Origin of the sequence: Stenotrophomonas sp. ZAC14A_NAIMI4_1 (genome assembly GCF_003086915.1) — a bacterium.
GTDB lineage: Bacteria > Pseudomonadota > Gammaproteobacteria > Xanthomonadales > Xanthomonadaceae > Stenotrophomonas.
Window position 1 is genome coordinate 561,907 of the sequence record NZ_CP026002.1, and the last position, 17,590, is coordinate 579,496.

Sequence of the window (17,590 nt, forward strand, 5' to 3'; positions counted from 1 at the left end):
GCGCCGGGTGATGCCCGGCGTTTTCCATTCTGACCGTGTGAGGCCCGACGCTGGCCGCGCTTCGGCAGTCGAGCATGGCTCGACGCTACGAAATCCTGTCATGACCCGAATTCAGTTCCGCCGCCTGGATGGCATCCTGCTGCTCGACAAGTCGACCGGCATGAGCTCCAACGCCGCCCTGCAGGTGGCCCGCCGCCTGTTCCGTGCCGAAAAGGGCGGCCATACCGGCAGCCTTGACCCGCTGGCCACCGGCCTGCTGCCGCTGTGCTTCGGCGAGGCGACCAAGATCGCCGGCCTGCTGCTGGGCTCGGCCAAGGCCTACGACGCCGAGATCCAGCTCGGCCAGACCACCGATACCGATGATTCCGAAGGCCAGGTGCTGCTGCAGCGCCCGGTGCCGGCCATCAGTGCCGAAGCCCTGCAGGCCGCCCTGGCGCCGCTGACCGGCCGCATCCTGCAGCGGGCACCGATCTATTCGGCGCTGAAGCAGGGTGGTGAGCCGCTGTATGTGAAGGCCCGCCGCGGTGAAGCCATCGAGGCGCCCGAGCGCGAGGTGCACGTGCAGGCCATCGAGGTGCTCGAGCAGCAGGCCGATCGCCTGCGCCTGCGCGTGACCTGCGGTTCGGGCACCTACATCCGCAGCCTGGCCCGCGACCTCGGCGAGGCGCTGGGATGCGGCGCCCACATCAGCGCGCTGCGCCGGCTGTGGGTCGAGCCGTTCCATGCCCCGGCCATGGTCACCCTGGACCAGCTGCGGGCGATGGTCGAGGCCGGCGACGAAGCGGGCATGGACGCACTGCTGCTGCCGCTGGCCGCCGGCCTGGCCGAATACCCGCGCGTCGACCTCGACGCTGAACAGGCCCATCGCTTCTGTGTCGGCCAGCGCCAGCGCGACGCGTCGTGGCCGCGCGGCCTGGTGGCCGTGTACGGTCCGGACGATGCTGTCCAGGGCCTGGGCCAGGTCGACGACAGTGGCCTGCTGGCCCCACAGCGCCGGTTCAACCTCTGACCGGGGGAGGGCGGTTCAGCCCCGGTCCTTGTTCCCGGAGCCCCTGACCGTTACAATTTCGCGGCCGTTTTCCGGCAGCCTGCCTCGCGCAGGTTTCATCCTCGTAGTCCACGGCGAGCCTGGCGGTGCGCGAAGCGCGTTCCTGCCGGCCACGCATCACAGAGAAAAAAGAAAATGTCGATCGACACCCAGAAGGTCATTGAAGACAACAAGCGCAGCTCGGCTGACACCGGCTCCCCGGAAGTCCAGGTTGCCCTGCTGACCGCCCGCATCGAACTGCTGACCGGCCACTTCAAGACCCACAAGAAGGACCACCACAGCCGCCGCGGCCTGCTGCAGATGGTCAACCGCCGTCGCAGCCTGCTCGACTACCTGAAGAAGAAGGACGTCGAGCGTTACAAGGCCCTGATCGAAAAGCTTGGCCTGCGTCGCTAAGCAAAGAATCCCCCGCGGCGCAGCGATGCGCCGCGGTTTTGTTTTGTAGCACCGAAATACCGATTCAGACCGGAACGATCCGGTCACCCGCAGGCGGCAAGGGTCGCCGACGGTCCAAATTCGCAGACAGCATCCCCAAGGACACCCTCCGTGGCAAAAATCACCAAAACCTTCCAGTACGGCAAGCACACCGTCACGCTTGAAACCGGCGAAATCGCCCGTCAGGCCGGTGGCGCCGTCATCGTCAAGTTCGACGACACCGTGCTGCTGGTCTCCGCCGTTGCCGCCAAGAGCGCGCGCGAAGGCCAGGATTTCTTCCCCCTGACCTGTGACTATCAGGAGAAGTTCTACGCAGGTGGCCGTATCCCGGGTGGCTTCTTCAAGCGCGAAGGCCGCGCGACCGAGAAGGAAACCCTGATCTCGCGTCTGATCGACCGTCCGATCCGTCCGCTGTTCCCGGAAGACTACAAGAACGAAGTCCAGATCATCGCCACGGTGATGTCGCTGAACCCGGAGATCGACGGTGACATCCCGGCGCTGATCGGTGCCTCGGCTGCCCTGTCGCTGGCCGGTACCCCGTTCAAGGGTCCGATCGCCGCCGCCAAGGTCGGCTACAAGAACGGTGAGTACATCCTCAACCCGACCGTGTCGGAACTGAAGGATTCGGAGCTGGAGCTGGTCGTTGCCGGTACCGCCAACGCGGTGCTGATGGTTGAATCCGAAGCCGCACTGCTGTCCGAAGACGTGATGCTGGGCGCCGTGACCTTCGGTCACCGCGAAATGCAGAAGGTCATCAACGCGATCAACGAGCTGACCGTGGAAGCCGGCACCAAGCCGTCGACCTGGGTGGCCCCGGCCAAGAACGACGTGCTGATCAGCGCCCTGCAGGAAGCCATCGGCCCGCGCCTGGGCGAAGCCTTCCAGGTGCGCGACAAGCTGCAGCGCCGTGACGCCATCTCGGCGATCAAGAAGGACGTGGTTGAAACCCTGGCTGGCCGCGTGGCCGCTGAAGGCTGGAACCCGGCCGAGCTGTCGAAGGAATTCGGCGAGCTGGAATACAGCACCATGCGCAACTCGGTGCTGGACACCAAGGTCCGCATCGACGGCCGTCAGCTGGACACCGTCCGCCCGATCGCCGTGCAGACCGGCATCCTGCCGCGTACCCACGGTTCCTCGCTGTTCACCCGCGGTGAAACGCAGGCCATCGTGACCATCACCCTGGGCACCGCCCGTGATGGCCAGGTCATCGATGCCGTCTCCGGTGAGTACAAGGAAAACTTCCTGTTCCACTACAACTTCCCCCCCTACTCGGTGGGTGAGACCGGCCGCATGATGGGCCCGAAGCGCCGCGAAATCGGCCACGGTCGCCTCGCCAAGCGCGGCGTGCTGGCTGTGATGCCGTCGCTGGAATCCTTCCCGTACACCATCCGCGTCGTCTCGGAAATCACCGAGTCGAACGGCTCCTCGTCGATGGCCTCGGTCTGCGGTTCGTCGCTGGCCCTGATGGACGCCGGCGTGCCGGTGAAGGCACCGGTTGCCGGTATCGCCATGGGCCTGGTCAAGGAAGGCGATCGCTTCGTCGTCCTGTCCGACATCCTGGGTGACGAAGATCACCTGGGCGACATGGACTTCAAGGTTGCCGGTACCGCTGAGGGCATCTCCGCCCTGCAGATGGACATCAAGATCGAAGGCATCACCGAAGAGATCATGAAGCAGGCTCTGCAGCAGGCCAAGGCTGGCCGTCTGCACATCCTGGGCGAAATGGCCCACGGCCTGACCGCTCCGCGTGAAGAGCTGTCGGACTACGCGCCGCGCCTGCTGACCATCAAGATCCACCCGGACAAGATCCGCGAAGTGATCGGCAAGGGTGGCTCGACCATCCAGGCCATCACCAAGGAAACCGGCACCCAGATCGACATCCAGGATGACGGCACCATCGTCATCGCTTCGGTCAACGCCATCGCTGCCCAGGCCGCCAAGGCCCGCATCGAGCAGATCACCTCGGACGTCGAGCCGGGCCGCATCTACGAAGGCAAGGTCGCCAAGATCATGGACTTCGGTGCGTTCGTCACGATCCTGCCGGGCAAGGACGGTCTGGTCCACGTGTCGCAGATCTCCAGCGACCGCGTCGAGAAGGTCGGCGACGTGCTGAAGGAAGGCGATGTGGTCAAGGTCAAGGTCCTGGAAGTCGACAAGCAGGGCCGTATCCGCCTGTCGATGAAGGCCGTGGAAGAAGGCGAAGGCGCCAGCGCCGAGTAATCGACCTACGGTCGATTACGGTAGGTGAGGACCGTTGGTCCTCACGCCTTCGAAAATGAAAAAGCGGGCTTCGGCCCGCTTTTTCTTTGCCTGCGATTCCGTGGGTGAGGACCGTTGGTCCTCACGCTGCAGTCGAGCAAGCTCGACTCTACGACGCGTCCTCTTCGTCCTCGCCCAGCCACCACACCTGCCCCGGCGCCGGATCACTCAGCGGATGCTCGCGCTGCTCGATGGCCTGCAGCACGCGCCCCGGTGCCGCAGCGGTCCAGGTGGCCAGCAGCTTTTCCACCGCAGCCCGGCCCTGGGCTGCAATGCCCAGATCACGCTCGCGTGCCCAGCCACCGCCATCATCGTTGCCGGCGTCGTCGTCATGCCGGTGCGGCGTGCCGTAGCTGCAGCGGCGGCACAGCCGGCGCACGGTGGCGGTCCAATCCTCGACCGTGCCGATGCCGGGCAGGTTCAGGGCTTCCAGCGCCGCGATGTCCTCGGCCGCGTCGCACTGCACGAACACGGTGAAGGTCGCCATGTCCGATGCCTGCAGGCGCTGCATCGCGTTGAACACCGGCACGTCGCCGTCGCCGTAGGTACGGCGGCCGGTGGAGGCGCCGTCATGCAGCACGATGTCGCCGAAGCGGAAACCGCTTTCGGGCAGCGGCACGTTGTCGATGCGCGCGCGCACCGGGTCGATGCGGCTCATGTACACCACCTCGGCATCGGCCCAGGGTGCCAGGCGCACGCAGGCCACGCCGAAGTTGCCTGCGATTGCCCCCTCACCCTCGGGCAGGGTGATGCCACAGTGCGTCCACTGCCGGCGTGCCTCGGCCCAGTCGCCCAGGGCCGAGGCAGCGATGCCGGCATTCCAGGCCGTGGCCTCGTCGAAGTCGCCGCGCACCTGCGCCGCACGCAGGTTGTCCTGCAGCGAAGCAGGCCAGTTGCGCAGGTACTTGTGCGCCAGCCCGCGCATGTAATGCAGGTAGGGGATCTCTGGCGCATGGCCGATCAGCTCGCCGAGCAGGTCCGCAGCCTGCACCAGCTCGCCATCGTCGAACGCCGCATAGGCGCGTGCCTCCAGGGCCTGCAGTGCATCCTGGGTGTCATCGTGGGAGGCGTTGTCGTCTGTGCTCATGTCCGTGTGCGATTGAAGATCCGCGGCTACCTTAGCCGATGCCGGATCCGTGTAGAGTCGAGCACGCTCGTCTCTACCTACCGGGAGTTTCCATGTTGCGCCAGACCTTGGCCGGGCTTGCCCTGCTGATCGCCGCCGCCGTTCCTGTCGCCAGCCACGCGGCGCAGCCGCCGATCTACGGTGCCTACTACCCGGGCGGTTCGGCCGAGCGCTACCCGGTGTCGCGTATTCCAGCCGATCGCCTCACCCACCTGTTCTATGCGTTCTCCACCATCGAAGCCGGGCGCTGCACGGTCGGCGCCGAAGCGCCGGACAACTTCGCCGCGCTGGCCGAGCTGAAGAAGGCGCACCCGCACCTGCGCACGCTGATCTCCATCGGCGGCTGGGGCGCAGGTGGCTTTTCCGATGCCGCGCTGACCGAGGCCAGCCGCAAGCGCCTGGTCGATTCGTGCATGGCGCTGTTCTTCGACCAGTACGCGGGCAGCTTTGATGGCGTGGACATCGACTGGGAATTCCCGGTCAGTGGCGGCCCGAAGGAGCTGGCCCATCGCCCGCAGGACCGCGCGAACATGACCCGGCTCGCGCAGGCGTTCCGCGTGGCGCTGGATGCGCGCGGCCGTAAGCTTGGCCAGCCGATGCTGCTGACCGCCGCCCTTGCAGCCGGCCGCCTGCAGACCGATGGCCCGTATGATCCGGCCGCCAGCTATGACCTGCCGGCGCTGGCCAATGTACTCGATTTCATCAATCTGATGAGCTACGACATGGGCACCGGGTTCTCGGCGGTGTCCACCTTCAACGCGCCGCTGCATGAAGTGGCAGCCGACCCGCTGGCGCCGGAGCTGCGGCGCTGGAACAACGTGGCCGGCGCGGTGCAGTACTACCGCGACCATGGCGTGCCGGCCGACAAGCTGGTGCTGGGCGTGCCGTTCTACGGGCGTGGCTTCAAGGTGACCGGCGAGGCGCCTGATGGGTTGTACCAGGCCTACAGCACACCGGCCGATGCCGGCGACTGGCGGGTGATCAAGGCCCGTTACCTGGACCAGCCGGGCTGGACGAAACACTGGCAGCCGCAGGCGCAGAGCCCCTGGCTGTACAACGCGGCCAAGAAGATCTTCATCAGCTACGAAGACCCGCGTTCGATCGGCCTGCGTGCGCAGTTCGCCCGCGAGCAGGGCCTGGCCGGCGTGTTCATGTGGGAACTGACCGGCGATGACGAACAGGCCAGCCTGCTCAACGCCATGCTGGCACCGTGGCACAAGGCCCGCGTCGGCGATTGACCACGCTTTTGTAGAGTCGAGCTATGCTCGACTGCCTTTGGCGCGAAATCAACAGCAGTCGAGCATGGCTCGACTCTACCGGAGAGGCGACTGCAGTCGAGCAAGCTCGACTCTACCGGGGCGGTGCGTACCGGTAGCGCCGGGCCATGCCCGGCGGGTGCCTCAATTGGCCCACACGCTGTTGGGGTCGCCATCACGGGCACGGCGCTGGCTGGCCACCGCCAGCCGCGCAAAGCCGAACGCCATCGCCAGGGCCACCACGTCGATCCAGAACAGCGGCCACAGCCCGCGCGCGGCGGCCAGCCACGGCCAGTCGCCGTTGAGTGCGCCATGCATCACCGGCACCAAGGCGGTGCTGATGGCTGCGGCCCACAGCAGTTCACGCGCGGCCTGCGCCGGCCGGCGCAGGGCCGCCCACAGCGCGCACGCCGCCCAGGTGCCGAAGCAGGCCCAGCGGATGCCGTGGTCCACCGCGGCCGGGGCCACGCGTTCCAGCACCAGCGCGGTGACGAACGCCACCGAAATCGCCACGCACAGGCCGATGCACACGCCCACCGTCGCCCGCGCCATGTTCACTCCCGAACGCGGCTGCTGCGGCTGCCGGCGCTTGCGCCGCGATTCGATCCACAACAGGTTGCCCGAGTAGAACAGGAAGGCGCCGCCCAGCCCCAGCAGGAAGTACAGCCAGACCACCACGCCGTTGCCGAACTCGCCGAAGTGCAGGGCGTACGCCGCGCTGAGCGTGGCGTGGTTGGCATCGCGATGGCCGGGCAGCTGGCTGGCCAGCACGCGGCCACTGGCCACATCCAGTGCGACCGAGCCGAGCGGGCCGAGGGTGCCGCTGGATTCGCCGGTGATCTCGATGGTGGCGTTGGCATCTGCGCCATTGGCCAGCTTCAGGTAGGCCGGTTCGAAATCGGCAACGCCCTGTGCGCGCGCCACTTCCAGGGCGCGCGCGTGCAGCTCGCGCAGGCTGCCCGGTGCGGCCGGTACGCCCGCGGCCTCGCGCACCGGTGCGGTGTCCATTGCCGCAGGCACTACCTGCATGGCCTTGCCTTCGAAGATGAGCGGGTTGAGCAGGGCGATCTGGATGAACACCAGGCAGAGCAGGGCGCCGGTCACCGCGAACATCAGGTGGAACGGCAGGCTGAGCACGCCGATCACGTTGTGCGCGTCCTGCCACATCTGCTTGAGGTTGCGGCCCGGGCGCAGCGCGAACAGGTCACCCAGCAGCTTGGGCAGGTGGATGACCACGCCGCTGAGCAGGGCCATGCCGTACAGCAGGCTGACGATGCCCATCACGTAGATGCCGGCGACCGGCAGGCCAAGGCTGTAGTGCAGTTCGTTGACCAGCTCGGCCAGGCCGGCCTGCGGCGGCGTCGGGCTGCCGCCGGTCTGGCCGGGCCAGGCATAGCGCCAGCCGCCGTCGGCCCCTTGCCAGTAGGCCAGCGGCTGCGGGTGCTCGGCGCCGGGGAAGGTCATGCCGACATGGCGGCGTGCCTCCGGGTGCTTGGCCAGCACGTCGTCCAGCAGGTACTGCGCATCATCCAGCCCGGCCGGCAGCACGCTGGCCGCGCCCGGCGTCTGCCACATCGGCAGGTCGTGGTGGAACAGGGTGAGGGCACCGGCATAGAACGCCACGAACAGGCCGAAGCCGGCCACCAGGCCGACCCAGGTGTGCAGGGTGGTGAAGGTACGCAGGGTCTGCGAACTGAATTTCATGCGGTCGTTCTCATTGCACCGCGCCGCTCAGGCGCAGCAGCCACAGCGCGGCGAAGCCGCCGGCGGCACAGGCGGCGGGCACCAGCCAGGCGCGCGCCACCGTGCGGAAACTGAAGGCCCACAGCGCCGCCAGCATCCACAGCGGGACGAAGGCGATCAGGGCCGGCACCACCGCGCTCGGCCACGGCCCCGGCGGCAGCCAGGTCAGCAGGCCGGTGGCAGCGGCGGCAAGGAAGAAGCCAGCGAAGATGCCCGACAGGGCGCGCATCCACATCAGCGCGGCTCCCGTGCGCTGCCATCCACCGCCGGGCGGTGCCAGGCCGCCAGTGCCGGCAGCAGCAGGGCCACCAGCATCCAGGTGCACAGCATCGCCACCAGGCCGGCGGCAACACCCAGTTCGGCCATCCACAGCCACAGCGAGGCGACCGCCGCGACCATGCCGATCTGCCGGCCCAGGCGGCCGGCACGGCGCAGGCGTGGCCAGCGGCAGTGCGGCGATGCCGCGTAGAACGCCAGGGCGGAAAACATCGCCGACAGCATGGCCAGGCTGCAGAAGCCCAGCGTCGACAGGCCCACGGTGATCATTGCCGGGCACATGGCAGTACAAGTGCCTGTTTGAGGGCCACGTGCGTAGGGGCTGCGCAGGCCGGAAGGTACGCGGGACGCATGGTGGAGGGGTCCTGGTGTGGTCGGTAAAGCTGCCAACGGAGATGGCTGCGCGCACATGGTAATCATTGCGATTTCCCGCTGCCAGCGATCCCGGTTCAGCGGTGACCGGAGCTGCACCTTGGGCTTTGCCGCGCGCTGGTTTAAGATCGACGCAGAACCCTGACTGGAACAAGGTGGCCCGCGCCCAGCGCCGGCCGAGCGTGCGACATGAGCACTACCACCGCCCACCGCTGACCTGCCCCCGAAGGCCCTGTGTTTCCAGGCGCCCTCGCGGCGCTTTTTTATTGCCCGGGCACCGCCCGGAACGCTTTCCAGCCCGCCCGAGCGGGCCCCGCACGAAGCCATTGCGATGATCAATATCACCCTTCCCGACGGCAGCCGCCGCGAATTCGAAAATCCCGTCAGCGTCATGGACGTCGCCCAGTCGATCGGCGCCGGCCTGGCCAAGGCCACCATCGCCGGTTCGGTCGATGGCGTGCTGGTCGATGCCAGCGACGTCATCGACCACGATGCCCGCCTGCGCATCATCACCGCCAAGGACGAGGAGGGCGTGGAAATCATCCGCCACTCCTGCGCCCACCTGGTCGGCCATGCCGTCAAGCAGCTGTACCCCGACGTGAAGATGGTGATCGGTCCGGTCATCGCCGAAGGCTTCTACTACGACATCTATTCCGAGCGTCCGTTCACGCCGGAAGACATGGCCGCCATCGAGAAGCGCATGGGCGAACTGATCGCCCAGGACTACGACGTCATCAAGAAGGTGACGCCGCGCGCTGAAGTGGTCGAGATCTTCAAGGCCCGTGGCGAGGACTACAAGCTGCGCCTGATCGAAGACATGTCCGACGACATCCAGGCGATGGGCATGTACTACCACCAGGAATACGTGGACATGTGCCGCGGCCCGCACGTGCCGAACACGCGCTTCCTGAAGGCCTTCAAGCTGACCCGCATTTCCGGCGCCTACTGGCGTGGCGATGCGCAGAACGAACAGCTGCAGCGCATCTACGGCACCGCATGGGCCGACAAGAAGCAGCTCGATGCATACATCAAGCGCATCGAGGAAGCCGAAATGCGCGACCACCGCCGCATCGGCAAGCAGCAGGACCTGTTCCACCTGCAGGAAGAAGCCCCGGGCCTGGTGTTCTGGCACCCCAAGGGCTGGGCGCTGTGGCAGGTGGTCGAGCAGTACATGCGCAAGGTCTACCGCAGCACCGGCTACGGCGAAGTGCGCTGCCCGCAGATCCTGGACGTGTCGCTGTGGCAGAAGTCGGGCCACTGGGACAACTACCAGGACGCGATGTTCTTCACCGAGTCCGAGAAGCGTACCTACGCGCTCAAGCCGATGAACTGCCCGGGCCACGTGCAGGTGTTCAACCAGGGCCTGCACAGCTACCGCGACCTGCCGATCCGCTACGGCGAGTTTGGTGCCTGCCACCGCAACGAGCCGTCCGGTGCGCTGCACGGCATCCTGCGCGTGCGTGGCTTCACCCAGGACGATGGCCATGTGTTCTGCACCGAAGACCAGGTCGAGGCGGAAGTGACCGCGTTCCACCAGCAGGCGCTGGCGGTTTACCAGCACTTCGGCTTCGACGAGATCCAGGTCAAGATCGCCCTGCGCCCGGAGTCGCGCCTGGGTGACGACGCGACCTGGGACAAGGCCGAAGGCGCGCTGCGCTCGGCGCTGTCCAGCTGCGGCGTGGAATGGCAGGAGCTGCCGGGCGAGGGCGCCTTCTACGGCCCGAAGATCGAGTACCACCTGAAGGATGCCATCGGCCGTACCTGGCAGCTGGGCACCATGCAGGTCGACTTCATGATGCCGGGCCGCCTGGGCGCCGAGTACGTGGACGAAAACAGCCAGAAGAAGCACCCGGTCATGCTGCACCGGGCCATCGTCGGCTCGATGGAGCGCTTCCTCGGCATCCTGATCGAGCACCACGCCGGCCAGTTCCCGGCCTGGCTGGCGCCGACCCAGGTGGTGGTGGCCAACATCACCGACGCTCAGGCTGAATACGTCTCCAGCGTGACCAAGACCCTTGCGGAGCAAGGCTTCCGCGTCAGCTCGGATTTGCGTAACGAGAAGATCGGTTATAAAATCCGCGAGCATACGTTGCAGCGCGTGCCTTATCTGCTGGTCATCGGTGACCGCGAGAAGGAAAATGGAGCTGTGGCGGTGCGTACGCGTTCTGGCGAAGACCTGGGCAGCATGAGCCTGCAGGCCTTCATCGAGCGGCTCCAGGCCGAGGGCGCGTAAGCAAAGGTCCGGTCCGGGCGAACAGAAGCCCGGACCGGTTCGATACCCTTGGGAGAACGTAATATCAGCACCCCTGACAACAAACAGAACCGCAAGAATCAGGAAATCCGTGTGCCGCGCGTCCGCGTGATCGGCAGTGACGGAGAAATGATCGGCGTGTTGTCGCGCGACGAAGCGCTGTCCATGGCCGAAGATGAAGGCCTGGACCTGGTTGAAATCCAGCCGCAGGCCGATCCGCCGGTCTGCAAGATCATGGATTTCGGCAAGTTCAAGTTCGAAGCGCAGAAGAAGGCCAGCGAGGCCAAGAAGAAGACCAAGCAGGTCGAGATCAAGGAAGTGAAGTTCCGTCCGGTCACGGACGAGGGCGACTACCAGATCAAGCTGCGCAAGATGCGCGGTTTCCTTGAGGAAGGCGACAAGATCAAGGTCAACATCCGCTTCCGTGGCCGTGAAATGAGCCACCAGGAACTGGGTCGCGAGATGGCCAACCGGATCGAGACCGATCTGGGCGAGGACATCGTCATCGAATCCCGTCCGCGCCTGGAAGGGCGTCAGATGGTCATGATGATCGCGCCGAAGAAGAAGACCTGAAGCCTGACGGGCCGCCTTCCGGGGCGCCTGGCTGAATGGTTCAGGGTAAAGGGACGCCACGGGCGTCCCTTTGCTTTTGCGGTATCCCGGTAATTCATGCCGGAAAGGGTCGCAGGGGCTGGTGGCAGGGCGGTTTTGCCTGTATCATGCCCGGCTCGACCCACCCAGGACGGGTCGTACGCCGATCATGGCAGGACGGAAAGAGTGGCTGAAGCCACCGCCAGATCAGTCAGAAACCAGGGTCATATCCCATCAAGGACATTGCAATGCCCAAGATCAAGACCAACCGGGCAGCGGCCAAGCGTTTCCGCAAGACCGCCTCGGGCAAGTACAAGTGCGGCCACGCCAACCGTAGCCACATCCTCACGAAGAAAGCGACCAAGCGTAAGCGTAACCTGCGTCAGACGAACCACGTCCGCGCAGAAGACGCCGGCCGTCTGGACCGCATGCTCCCTTACCTCTGAGGAACTGAAAAATGGCACGAGTTAAGCGTGGCGTACAGGCGCGTCGCCGCCACAAGAAAATCCTTGATCTGGCGAAGGGCTACTACAATGCCCGTCGCAAGGTCTTCCGCGTCGCCAAGCAGGCGGTCATCAAGGCACAGCAGTACGCCTACATCGGCCGTAAGCAGAAGAAGCGCAACTTCCGTTCGCTGTGGATCACCCGTATCAATGCGGCTGCCCGCATCAACGGCCTGAGCTACAGCCGCTTCATGAACGGCCTGCTGAAGGCCGGCATCACCCTGGACCGCAAGGTCCTGGCTGATATCGCCGTGCACGACGCAGCTGGTTTTGCTGCACTGGCCGAAAAGGCCAAGGGCGCACTGGCGGCATAAGTCCTTCCCGATGCCGTTGCCGTTCAACGGGAACGGTGTCAGGTAGAGGCAATGCATGGGGAAGGGCGCAAGTCCTTCCCCATTCTTTTTTGGGTCCCGGCAACGCCGCAGGCGCGCGGTGCGGGGACCGGCGGTGGCGACAGGGGTCGGCCCTTCGCGCATCGCGATGGCAGACCGACTGGAGTTCCGGCCCCCCATGAGCGACATCCAATCCCTCACCACCCAGGCGCTGGCCGATGTGGCCGCCGCACAGAGCCCCGACGTGCTGGAACAGCTGCGCGTGGCCCTGCTCGGCAAGAGCGGCAGCATCACCGCCCAGCTCAAGCAGCTCGGCACCCTGCCGGCCGACGAGCGCAAGGCCGCCGGTGAAGCCATCAACCAGGCCCGTGACGCGCTGTCCAGCGCGCTGGGCGAGCGCAAGGCCGTGCTGGAAAACGCCGCACTGGATGCGCGCCTGGCCGCCGAAGCGATCGACATCACCCTGCCGGGCCGCAACGGCGACCGCGCCGGCCTGCATCCGATCACCCGCACCCTGGAACGCATCACCGGCATCTTCGGCCGGCTGGGCTACGAGCTGTCCGAAGGTCCGGAGATCGAGGACGACTGGCACAACTTCGAGGCGCTGAACTTCCCGCCGCACCACCCGGCGCGCGCCATGCACGACACCTTCTACTTCGGCGACGGCCGCCTGCTGCGCACGCATACCTCCGGTGTGCAGGTGCGCTACATGGGCGAGCACCAGCCGCCGCTGCGCATGATCGCCGCCGGCAAGGTGTACCGCAGCGACAGCGACCAGACCCATTCGCCGATGTTCCACCAGGTCGAAGGCCTGCTGGTGGATGAGCATTCCACCTTCGCCGACCTGAAGGGCACGCTGGCCGAGTTCGTGCGTGCCTTCTTCGAGCGCGATTTCGAAATGCGCTTCCGCCCCAGCTACTTCCCGTTCGTCGAACCCGGCGCGGAAGTGGACATCGCCTGGCAGCAGCCCGACGGCAGCACCCGCTGGCTGGAAGTGCTCGGCTGCGGCATGGTCCACCCGAACGTGCTGCGCAACGTCGGCATCGATCCGGAACGCTACACCGGCTTCGCCTTCGGGCTGGGCGTGGAGCGCTTCGCGATGCTGCGTTACGGCGTCAACGACCTGCGCGCGTTCTTCGAGAACGACGTGCGGTTCCTGAAGCAGTTCGCGTAACGGACCAGGTAGCGCCGGGCAACGCCCGGCGGACTCAACAACGCAGGCCCAGGCGCATGCGCCGGGCCCACCAGGGTGACCCCATGAAATTCTCCGAAAACTGGCTGCGCAGCCACGTCCCGACCTCCGCCTCGCGCGATGAACTGAGCGCGGTGCTGACCGCCATCGGCCTGGAAGTGGAAGAAGTGACCGCGCTCGGCAACGGCCTGCAGCACGTGGTCGTGGCACGCATCGTCGAGGCCGTGCGCCATCCCGAAGCCGACCGCCTGCAGGTGTGCAAGGTCGATGCAGGGCAGGGCGAACTGCTGCAGATCGTCTGCGGTGCGCCCAATGCGCGCCCGGGCCTGGTCGCGCCGCTGGCCATGGTCGGCGCGCAGATTGGCGACCTGAAGATCAAGCCGGCCAAGCTGCGCGGCGTCGAATCCAACGGCATGCTGTGTTCGGCCAAGGAGCTGGGCCTGGACACCGATGCCTCGGGCCTGCTGGAGCTGCCTGAGGATGCGCCGGTCGGCCAGACCCTGGTTGAATACCTCGGCCTGCCCGACGCCAGCATCGAGATCAAGCTGACCCCCAACCGCGCCGACTGCTTCAGCGTGCGCGGCATCGCCTACGACGTGGCCGCGGCCACCCGCAGCGAAGTGCTGGATTTCGCCGCCGACGCCATTGCGGCGGTCGGCAGCCGCGAGCTGTCCATCCAGCTCGACGCCGGCGCCGAAGCGCCGCGTTACCTGGGCCGTGTCATCGAGGGCGTCAACGCCGCCGCCAAGACCCCGCTGTGGATGGCCGAGCGCCTGCGCCGCAGCGGCGTGCGCCCGGTGTCGCTGCTGGTCGACATCACCCAGTACGTGATGCTGGAACTGGGCCAGCCGATGCACGCCTATGACCTGGGCACCCTGCAGGGCAGCATCGCCGTGCGCCGTTCGCGCGCCGGCGAAGCGATCAAGCTGCTGGACGGCCGCGATGCGGTGCTGGACGACAGCTTCCTGGTGGTGACCGACGCCGACCGTGCCGTCGGCCTGGCCGGCCTGATGGGCGGCTTCGATACCCGCGTCACCGACGACACCACCGCCGTGTTCCTGGAGGCTGCGCACTTCGCGCCGGCCGCCATCATGGGCCGTGGCCGCAAGCTGGGCCTGCACACCGATGCCGGCCACCGCTTCGAGCGTGGTGTTGATCCGGCGCTGCCGCGTACCGCCATCGAATACGCCACCCGCCTGGTGCTGGACCTGGCCGGCGGTACCCCGGCGCCGGTCACCGAGGCCGTGCGTGAGGCCGATCTGCCGCAGGCGGCAACGATCACCCTGCGTCGTGCCCGCATCACCCGCGTGCTGGGCATCACCATCGAAGATGCCGAGGTCGAACGCATCCTGCGCGCGCTGGGCATGGGCGTGACTGCTGCCGGCGAAGGCTGGCAGGTGACCGCGCCGAGCCGTCGCTTCGATATCGCCATCGAAGAAGACCTGATCGAGGAACTGGCGCGCATCCACGGCTACGAGCAGATCCCGACCACCCTGCCGGGTGGCGCGGCGCGCGTGGCGATGCCGACCGAGACCCAGCTGGATGTGCTCAGCGTGCGCCGCCAGCTGATCGCCCGCGATCTGCAGGAAACCCTGAATTTCGCCTTCGTCGATGATGCGCTGCTGACCCAGTGGCAGCTGCGCGACAACCTGGTGCCGCTGGCCAACCCGCTGTCGGCCGAGCTGGCGGTGATGCGCCCGGCGCTGCTGCCGGGCCTGGTCGCCACCCTGGGCCGCAATGCCGCCCGCCAGCTGGCCCGCGTGCGCCTGTTCGAAGTGGGCCGGGTGTTCGCCCAGCAGGCTGGCGAAGGCCAGCCGGCACCGCTGGAAACCCCGCGCGTGGCGGCCGCCATCTGTGGCGATGCGCAGTCCGTGCAGTGGGGCCTGCCGACCCGCAAGGTCGATTTCCATGACCTGAAGGGCGACCTGGAATCGTTGGCCGCCGCCAGCGGTGCCGTGCTCGAATTCCGCCCCTCCACCCGTGCCTTCGGCCACCCGGCCCGTTCGGCCGAGGTGTACCGCGATGGCGTGGTGATCGGCTGGATCGGCCAGATCCATCCGCGCCTGGCCAAGGCCATGGACATCGAGGCTGACGTCTATGCCTTCGAGCTGGACCTGGAGGCACTGTCCGCCCGTGCGCTGCCGCGTGCCGGCGAGCTGTCGCGCTTCCCGGCGGTGCGCCGCGACCTGGCGTTCCTGGTGCCTGAGCAGGTGGCCTGGAGCGACCTGGCCGCGACCATCCGGCAGGCCGCTGGCCCGCTGCTGCGCGAGCTGAACCTGTTCGACCGTTACGTCGGCCAGGGGGTCGAGCCTGGGTTCAAGAGTCTCGCTATGGGCTTGATTTTGCAGGACAAGTCGCGCACTCTGACGGACCGCGACGTGGAAGCGGTGGTGGCCGAGGCGGTCACTGCGATCGAGCGTGAACACCACGCCCGGATCCGCGGCTGAGCGGGAAGCACTCAGGGGTAGCAGGCAATGGCATTGACCAAGGCGGAGATGGCGGAAAAGCTGTTCGACGAAGTCGGTCTGAACAAGCGGGAAGCCAAGGAATTCGTCGACGCGTTCTTCGATGTGCTGCGTGAAGCGTTGGAACAGGGACGTCAGGTGAAGCTGTCCGGCTTCGGTAATTTCGACCTGCGGCGCAAGAACCAGCGCCCGGGTCGCAACCCCAAGACCGGCGAGGAAATTCCGATTTCCGCCCGTACGGTGGTCACCTTCCGTCCGGGCCAGAAGCTCAAGGAGAGGGTGGAAGCTTATGCTGGATCCGGGCAGTAACCGCGAACTACCGCCGATCCCGGCCAAGCGCTACTTCACCATTGGTGAGGTAAGCGAGCTGTGCGACGTCAAGCCGCACGTGCTGCGCTACTGGGAAACCGAGTTTCCCAGCCTTGAGCCGGCCAAGCGCCGTGGCAACCGCCGCTACTACCAGCGCCACGACGTGCTGATGGTGCGGCAGATCCGCAGCCTGCTGTACGAACAGGGTTACACCATCGGCGGCGCGCGCCTGCGCCTGGATGGTCCGGATGCACGCGAGGAATCGGCGCTGAGCAACCAGATCATCAAGCAGGTACGCATGGAGCTGGAAGAAGTGCTGCAATTGCTTCGCCGGTGATCCAAAACCCCGCGTAATCCGCTATACTTCACGGCCCGCCGCACTGGCGGGTACATCGCAGCATCAGTCGGGGCGTAGCGCAGCCTGGTAGCGCATCTGCCTGGGGGGCAGAGGGTCGTCGGTTCGAATCCGGCCGTCCCGACCACTGTGATGAAACAGAAAGCCTGCGCAGCGATGCGTGGGCTTTTTTGTTGTTTGTAGAGTCGAGCTTGCTCGACTCATCTTCGAGGCGGTCGAGCAAGCTCGACTCTAGCTGACAGGCCGCGTCATCACAGGGGTTCTCTGGCAGGGTCCTTGGTCCGCAGGCACTTGTGATCTATACGGCTCTGCCGTATAGTTGTGACATGTCGCTACTGACCGTGATCGAGTCCCCACTGTTCAGCAGGTATTGGCCCGACTATTGGACGGCCGAACAGCACAGCGATTTTGTTGCCTACATTGCCGGAACCCCAGAGGCGGGGGACGTGATCCCAGGCTCTGGTGGATGTCGGAAGGTGCGTTGGTCGGGTGATGGCAGAGGCAAGCGTGGAGGAGTGAGAGTGATCTATACCCTGCGCTTGGCAAATGGAGCTGTAGTGGCACTCACCATTTACGGAAAAGGCACCACAGAGGATATTCCCGCGCACATCCTGCGCGAACTGGCGGAGGAGCTTTGCCATGCCGATGAATAAGAAAGAACGAGAAGCCCGTGATGCTGGCCGAAATATTGGCGCAGAGCTGCTGGAGGCTGTTCGCTCGGTGAAGGCTGGCAAAGTGGGTGCTGTGAATATGGTGCCTGTGTCCATTGCTGCAGAGGCGCGTCAGCGGCTTGGCATGTCCCAGGCGCAGTTTGCCGGAATGCTCGGCGTATCGGTACGTACGTTTCAAGACTGGGAGCAGGGTCGTCGCGAGCCATCCGGCGCCGCAAAAACGCTTCTGAAGATCGCGGCGTTGCGTCCAGATGCAGTGCATGAGGCGCTGGCAGTCTGAGTTGTCGAATCACGAAGCCCGCCGGTAGGCGGGCTTCGTCTGCAGCCACAACGTTGCAGTGGCGCAGTCGAGCAAGCTCGACTCTACCGAGGGTGTGCGATACCGGGCGTTCAGGCCCGCAGCCCA

The 17,590-nt window shown here is 66.2% G+C and carries 18 protein-coding genes and 1 tRNA gene; 15 read left to right on the top strand and 4 right to left on the bottom strand.

Annotated features, from left to right (window positions below; translation table 11 throughout):
* Positions 1-100 precede the first annotated feature (100 nt).
* The 3 genes from truB (at position 101) to pnp (ending at position 3,703) form a co-directional block, all read left to right on the top strand.
* Positions 101-1,009, top strand: a complete 909-nt coding sequence (gene truB / locus C1926_RS02435) for a tRNA pseudouridine(55) synthase TruB (protein WP_079222596.1) — start codon at positions 101-103, stop codon at positions 1,007-1,009.
* A gap of 174 nt (positions 1,010-1,183) precedes the next feature.
* On the top strand, positions 1,184-1,444 hold the full coding sequence (gene rpsO / locus C1926_RS02440) for a 30S ribosomal protein S15 (protein WP_005410445.1): 261 nt from the start codon (positions 1,184-1,186) through the stop codon (positions 1,442-1,444).
* Positions 1,445-1,594: 150 nt separating this feature from the next.
* The gene (pnp, locus tag C1926_RS02445) at positions 1,595-3,703 is read left to right on the top strand and encodes a polyribonucleotide nucleotidyltransferase (protein ID WP_079222595.1); all 2,109 of its coding nucleotides are present in this window, start codon (positions 1,595-1,597) and stop codon (positions 3,701-3,703) included.
* Positions 3,704-3,851: 148 nt separating this feature from the next.
* On the opposite strand, the gene C1926_RS02450 is transcribed toward pnp, so the two are convergent.
* Positions 3,852-4,829: a hypothetical protein gene (locus C1926_RS02450; protein ID WP_108758146.1), complete on the bottom strand. Its 978-nt coding sequence runs from the start codon at positions 4,827-4,829 to the stop codon at positions 3,852-3,854.
* Positions 4,830-4,921: 92 nt separating this feature from the next.
* Here C1926_RS02450 and C1926_RS02455 point away from each other — a divergent pair, with 92 nt between their 5' ends.
* Positions 4,922-6,106, top strand: coding sequence for a glycoside hydrolase family 18 protein (locus C1926_RS02455; protein WP_108758147.1), 1,185 nt, complete (start codon positions 4,922-4,924; stop codon positions 6,104-6,106).
* Positions 6,107-6,268: 162 nt separating this feature from the next.
* Here the strand turns inward: C1926_RS02455 and C1926_RS02460 are convergent, their stop codons facing one another.
* Genes C1926_RS02460 through C1926_RS02470 form a run of 3 tightly spaced genes read right to left on the bottom strand, consistent with a single transcriptional unit; the run spans position 6,269 to position 8,413 of the window.
* On the bottom strand, positions 6,269-7,828 hold the full coding sequence (locus C1926_RS02460; RefSeq protein ID WP_079222590.1) for a PepSY-associated TM helix domain-containing protein: 1,560 nt from the start codon (positions 7,826-7,828) through the stop codon (positions 6,269-6,271).
* Between the two features lie 10 nt (positions 7,829-7,838).
* Complete coding sequence (locus C1926_RS02465; protein ID WP_108758148.1) at positions 7,839-8,102, bottom strand: hypothetical protein; 264 nt, start codon at positions 8,100-8,102, stop codon at positions 7,839-7,841.
* Positions 8,102-8,413: a hypothetical protein gene (locus C1926_RS02470; RefSeq protein WP_079222588.1), complete on the bottom strand. Its 312-nt coding sequence runs from the start codon at positions 8,411-8,413 to the stop codon at positions 8,102-8,104. Before C1926_RS02470 ends, C1926_RS02465 begins: the two co-directional genes overlap by 1 nt.
* A 433-nt stretch (positions 8,414-8,846) precedes the next feature.
* On the opposite strand from C1926_RS02470, the gene thrS reads away from it, so the two are divergent.
* The 11 genes from thrS (at position 8,847) to C1926_RS02525 (ending at position 17,464) form a co-directional block, all read left to right on the top strand.
* Positions 8,847-10,748, top strand: coding sequence for a threonine--tRNA ligase (gene thrS, locus C1926_RS02475; RefSeq protein ID WP_079222587.1), 1,902 nt, complete (start codon positions 8,847-8,849; stop codon positions 10,746-10,748).
* Between the two features lie 63 nt (positions 10,749-10,811).
* Positions 10,812-11,339, top strand: coding sequence for a translation initiation factor IF-3 (gene infC / locus C1926_RS02480; protein ID WP_075076340.1), 528 nt, complete (start codon positions 10,812-10,814; stop codon positions 11,337-11,339).
* Positions 11,340-11,605: 266 nt separating this feature from the next.
* On the top strand, positions 11,606-11,803 hold the full coding sequence (rpmI, locus tag C1926_RS02485; protein WP_002811096.1) for a 50S ribosomal protein L35: 198 nt from the start codon (positions 11,606-11,608) through the stop codon (positions 11,801-11,803).
* An 11-nt stretch (positions 11,804-11,814) separates the two neighbouring features.
* On the top strand, positions 11,815-12,174 hold the full coding sequence (rplT, locus tag C1926_RS02490; RefSeq protein WP_005410435.1) for a 50S ribosomal protein L20: 360 nt from the start codon (positions 11,815-11,817) through the stop codon (positions 12,172-12,174).
* A 196-nt stretch (positions 12,175-12,370) separates the two neighbouring features.
* On the top strand, positions 12,371-13,366 hold the full coding sequence (gene pheS / locus C1926_RS02495) for a phenylalanine--tRNA ligase subunit alpha (protein ID WP_079222585.1): 996 nt from the start codon (positions 12,371-12,373) through the stop codon (positions 13,364-13,366).
* Between the two features lie 83 nt (positions 13,367-13,449).
* The gene (gene pheT / locus C1926_RS02500) at positions 13,450-15,831 is read left to right on the top strand and encodes a phenylalanine--tRNA ligase subunit beta (RefSeq protein ID WP_108758149.1); all 2,382 of its coding nucleotides are present in this window, start codon (positions 13,450-13,452) and stop codon (positions 15,829-15,831) included.
* Positions 15,832-15,858: 27 nt separating this feature from the next.
* Positions 15,859-16,158: an integration host factor subunit alpha gene (locus C1926_RS02505; protein WP_005410432.1), complete on the top strand. Its 300-nt coding sequence runs from the start codon at positions 15,859-15,861 to the stop codon at positions 16,156-16,158.
* Positions 16,139-16,495, top strand: a complete 357-nt coding sequence (locus C1926_RS02510) for a MerR family transcriptional regulator (protein ID WP_005410431.1) — start codon at positions 16,139-16,141, stop codon at positions 16,493-16,495. Before C1926_RS02505 ends, C1926_RS02510 begins: the two co-directional genes overlap by 20 nt.
* A gap of 68 nt (positions 16,496-16,563) precedes the next feature.
* Positions 16,564-16,640: transfer RNA gene (locus tag C1926_RS02515), tRNA-Pro, on the top strand.
* Between the two features lie 394 nt (positions 16,641-17,034).
* Positions 17,035-17,166, top strand: a complete 132-nt coding sequence (locus tag C1926_RS21900) for a hypothetical protein (RefSeq protein ID WP_301554038.1) — start codon at positions 17,035-17,037, stop codon at positions 17,164-17,166.
* Positions 17,153-17,464, top strand: coding sequence for a helix-turn-helix domain-containing protein (locus tag C1926_RS02525; protein ID WP_079222584.1), 312 nt, complete (start codon positions 17,153-17,155; stop codon positions 17,462-17,464). Before C1926_RS21900 ends, C1926_RS02525 begins: the two co-directional genes overlap by 14 nt.
* Positions 17,465-17,590: the final 126 nt, after the last annotated feature.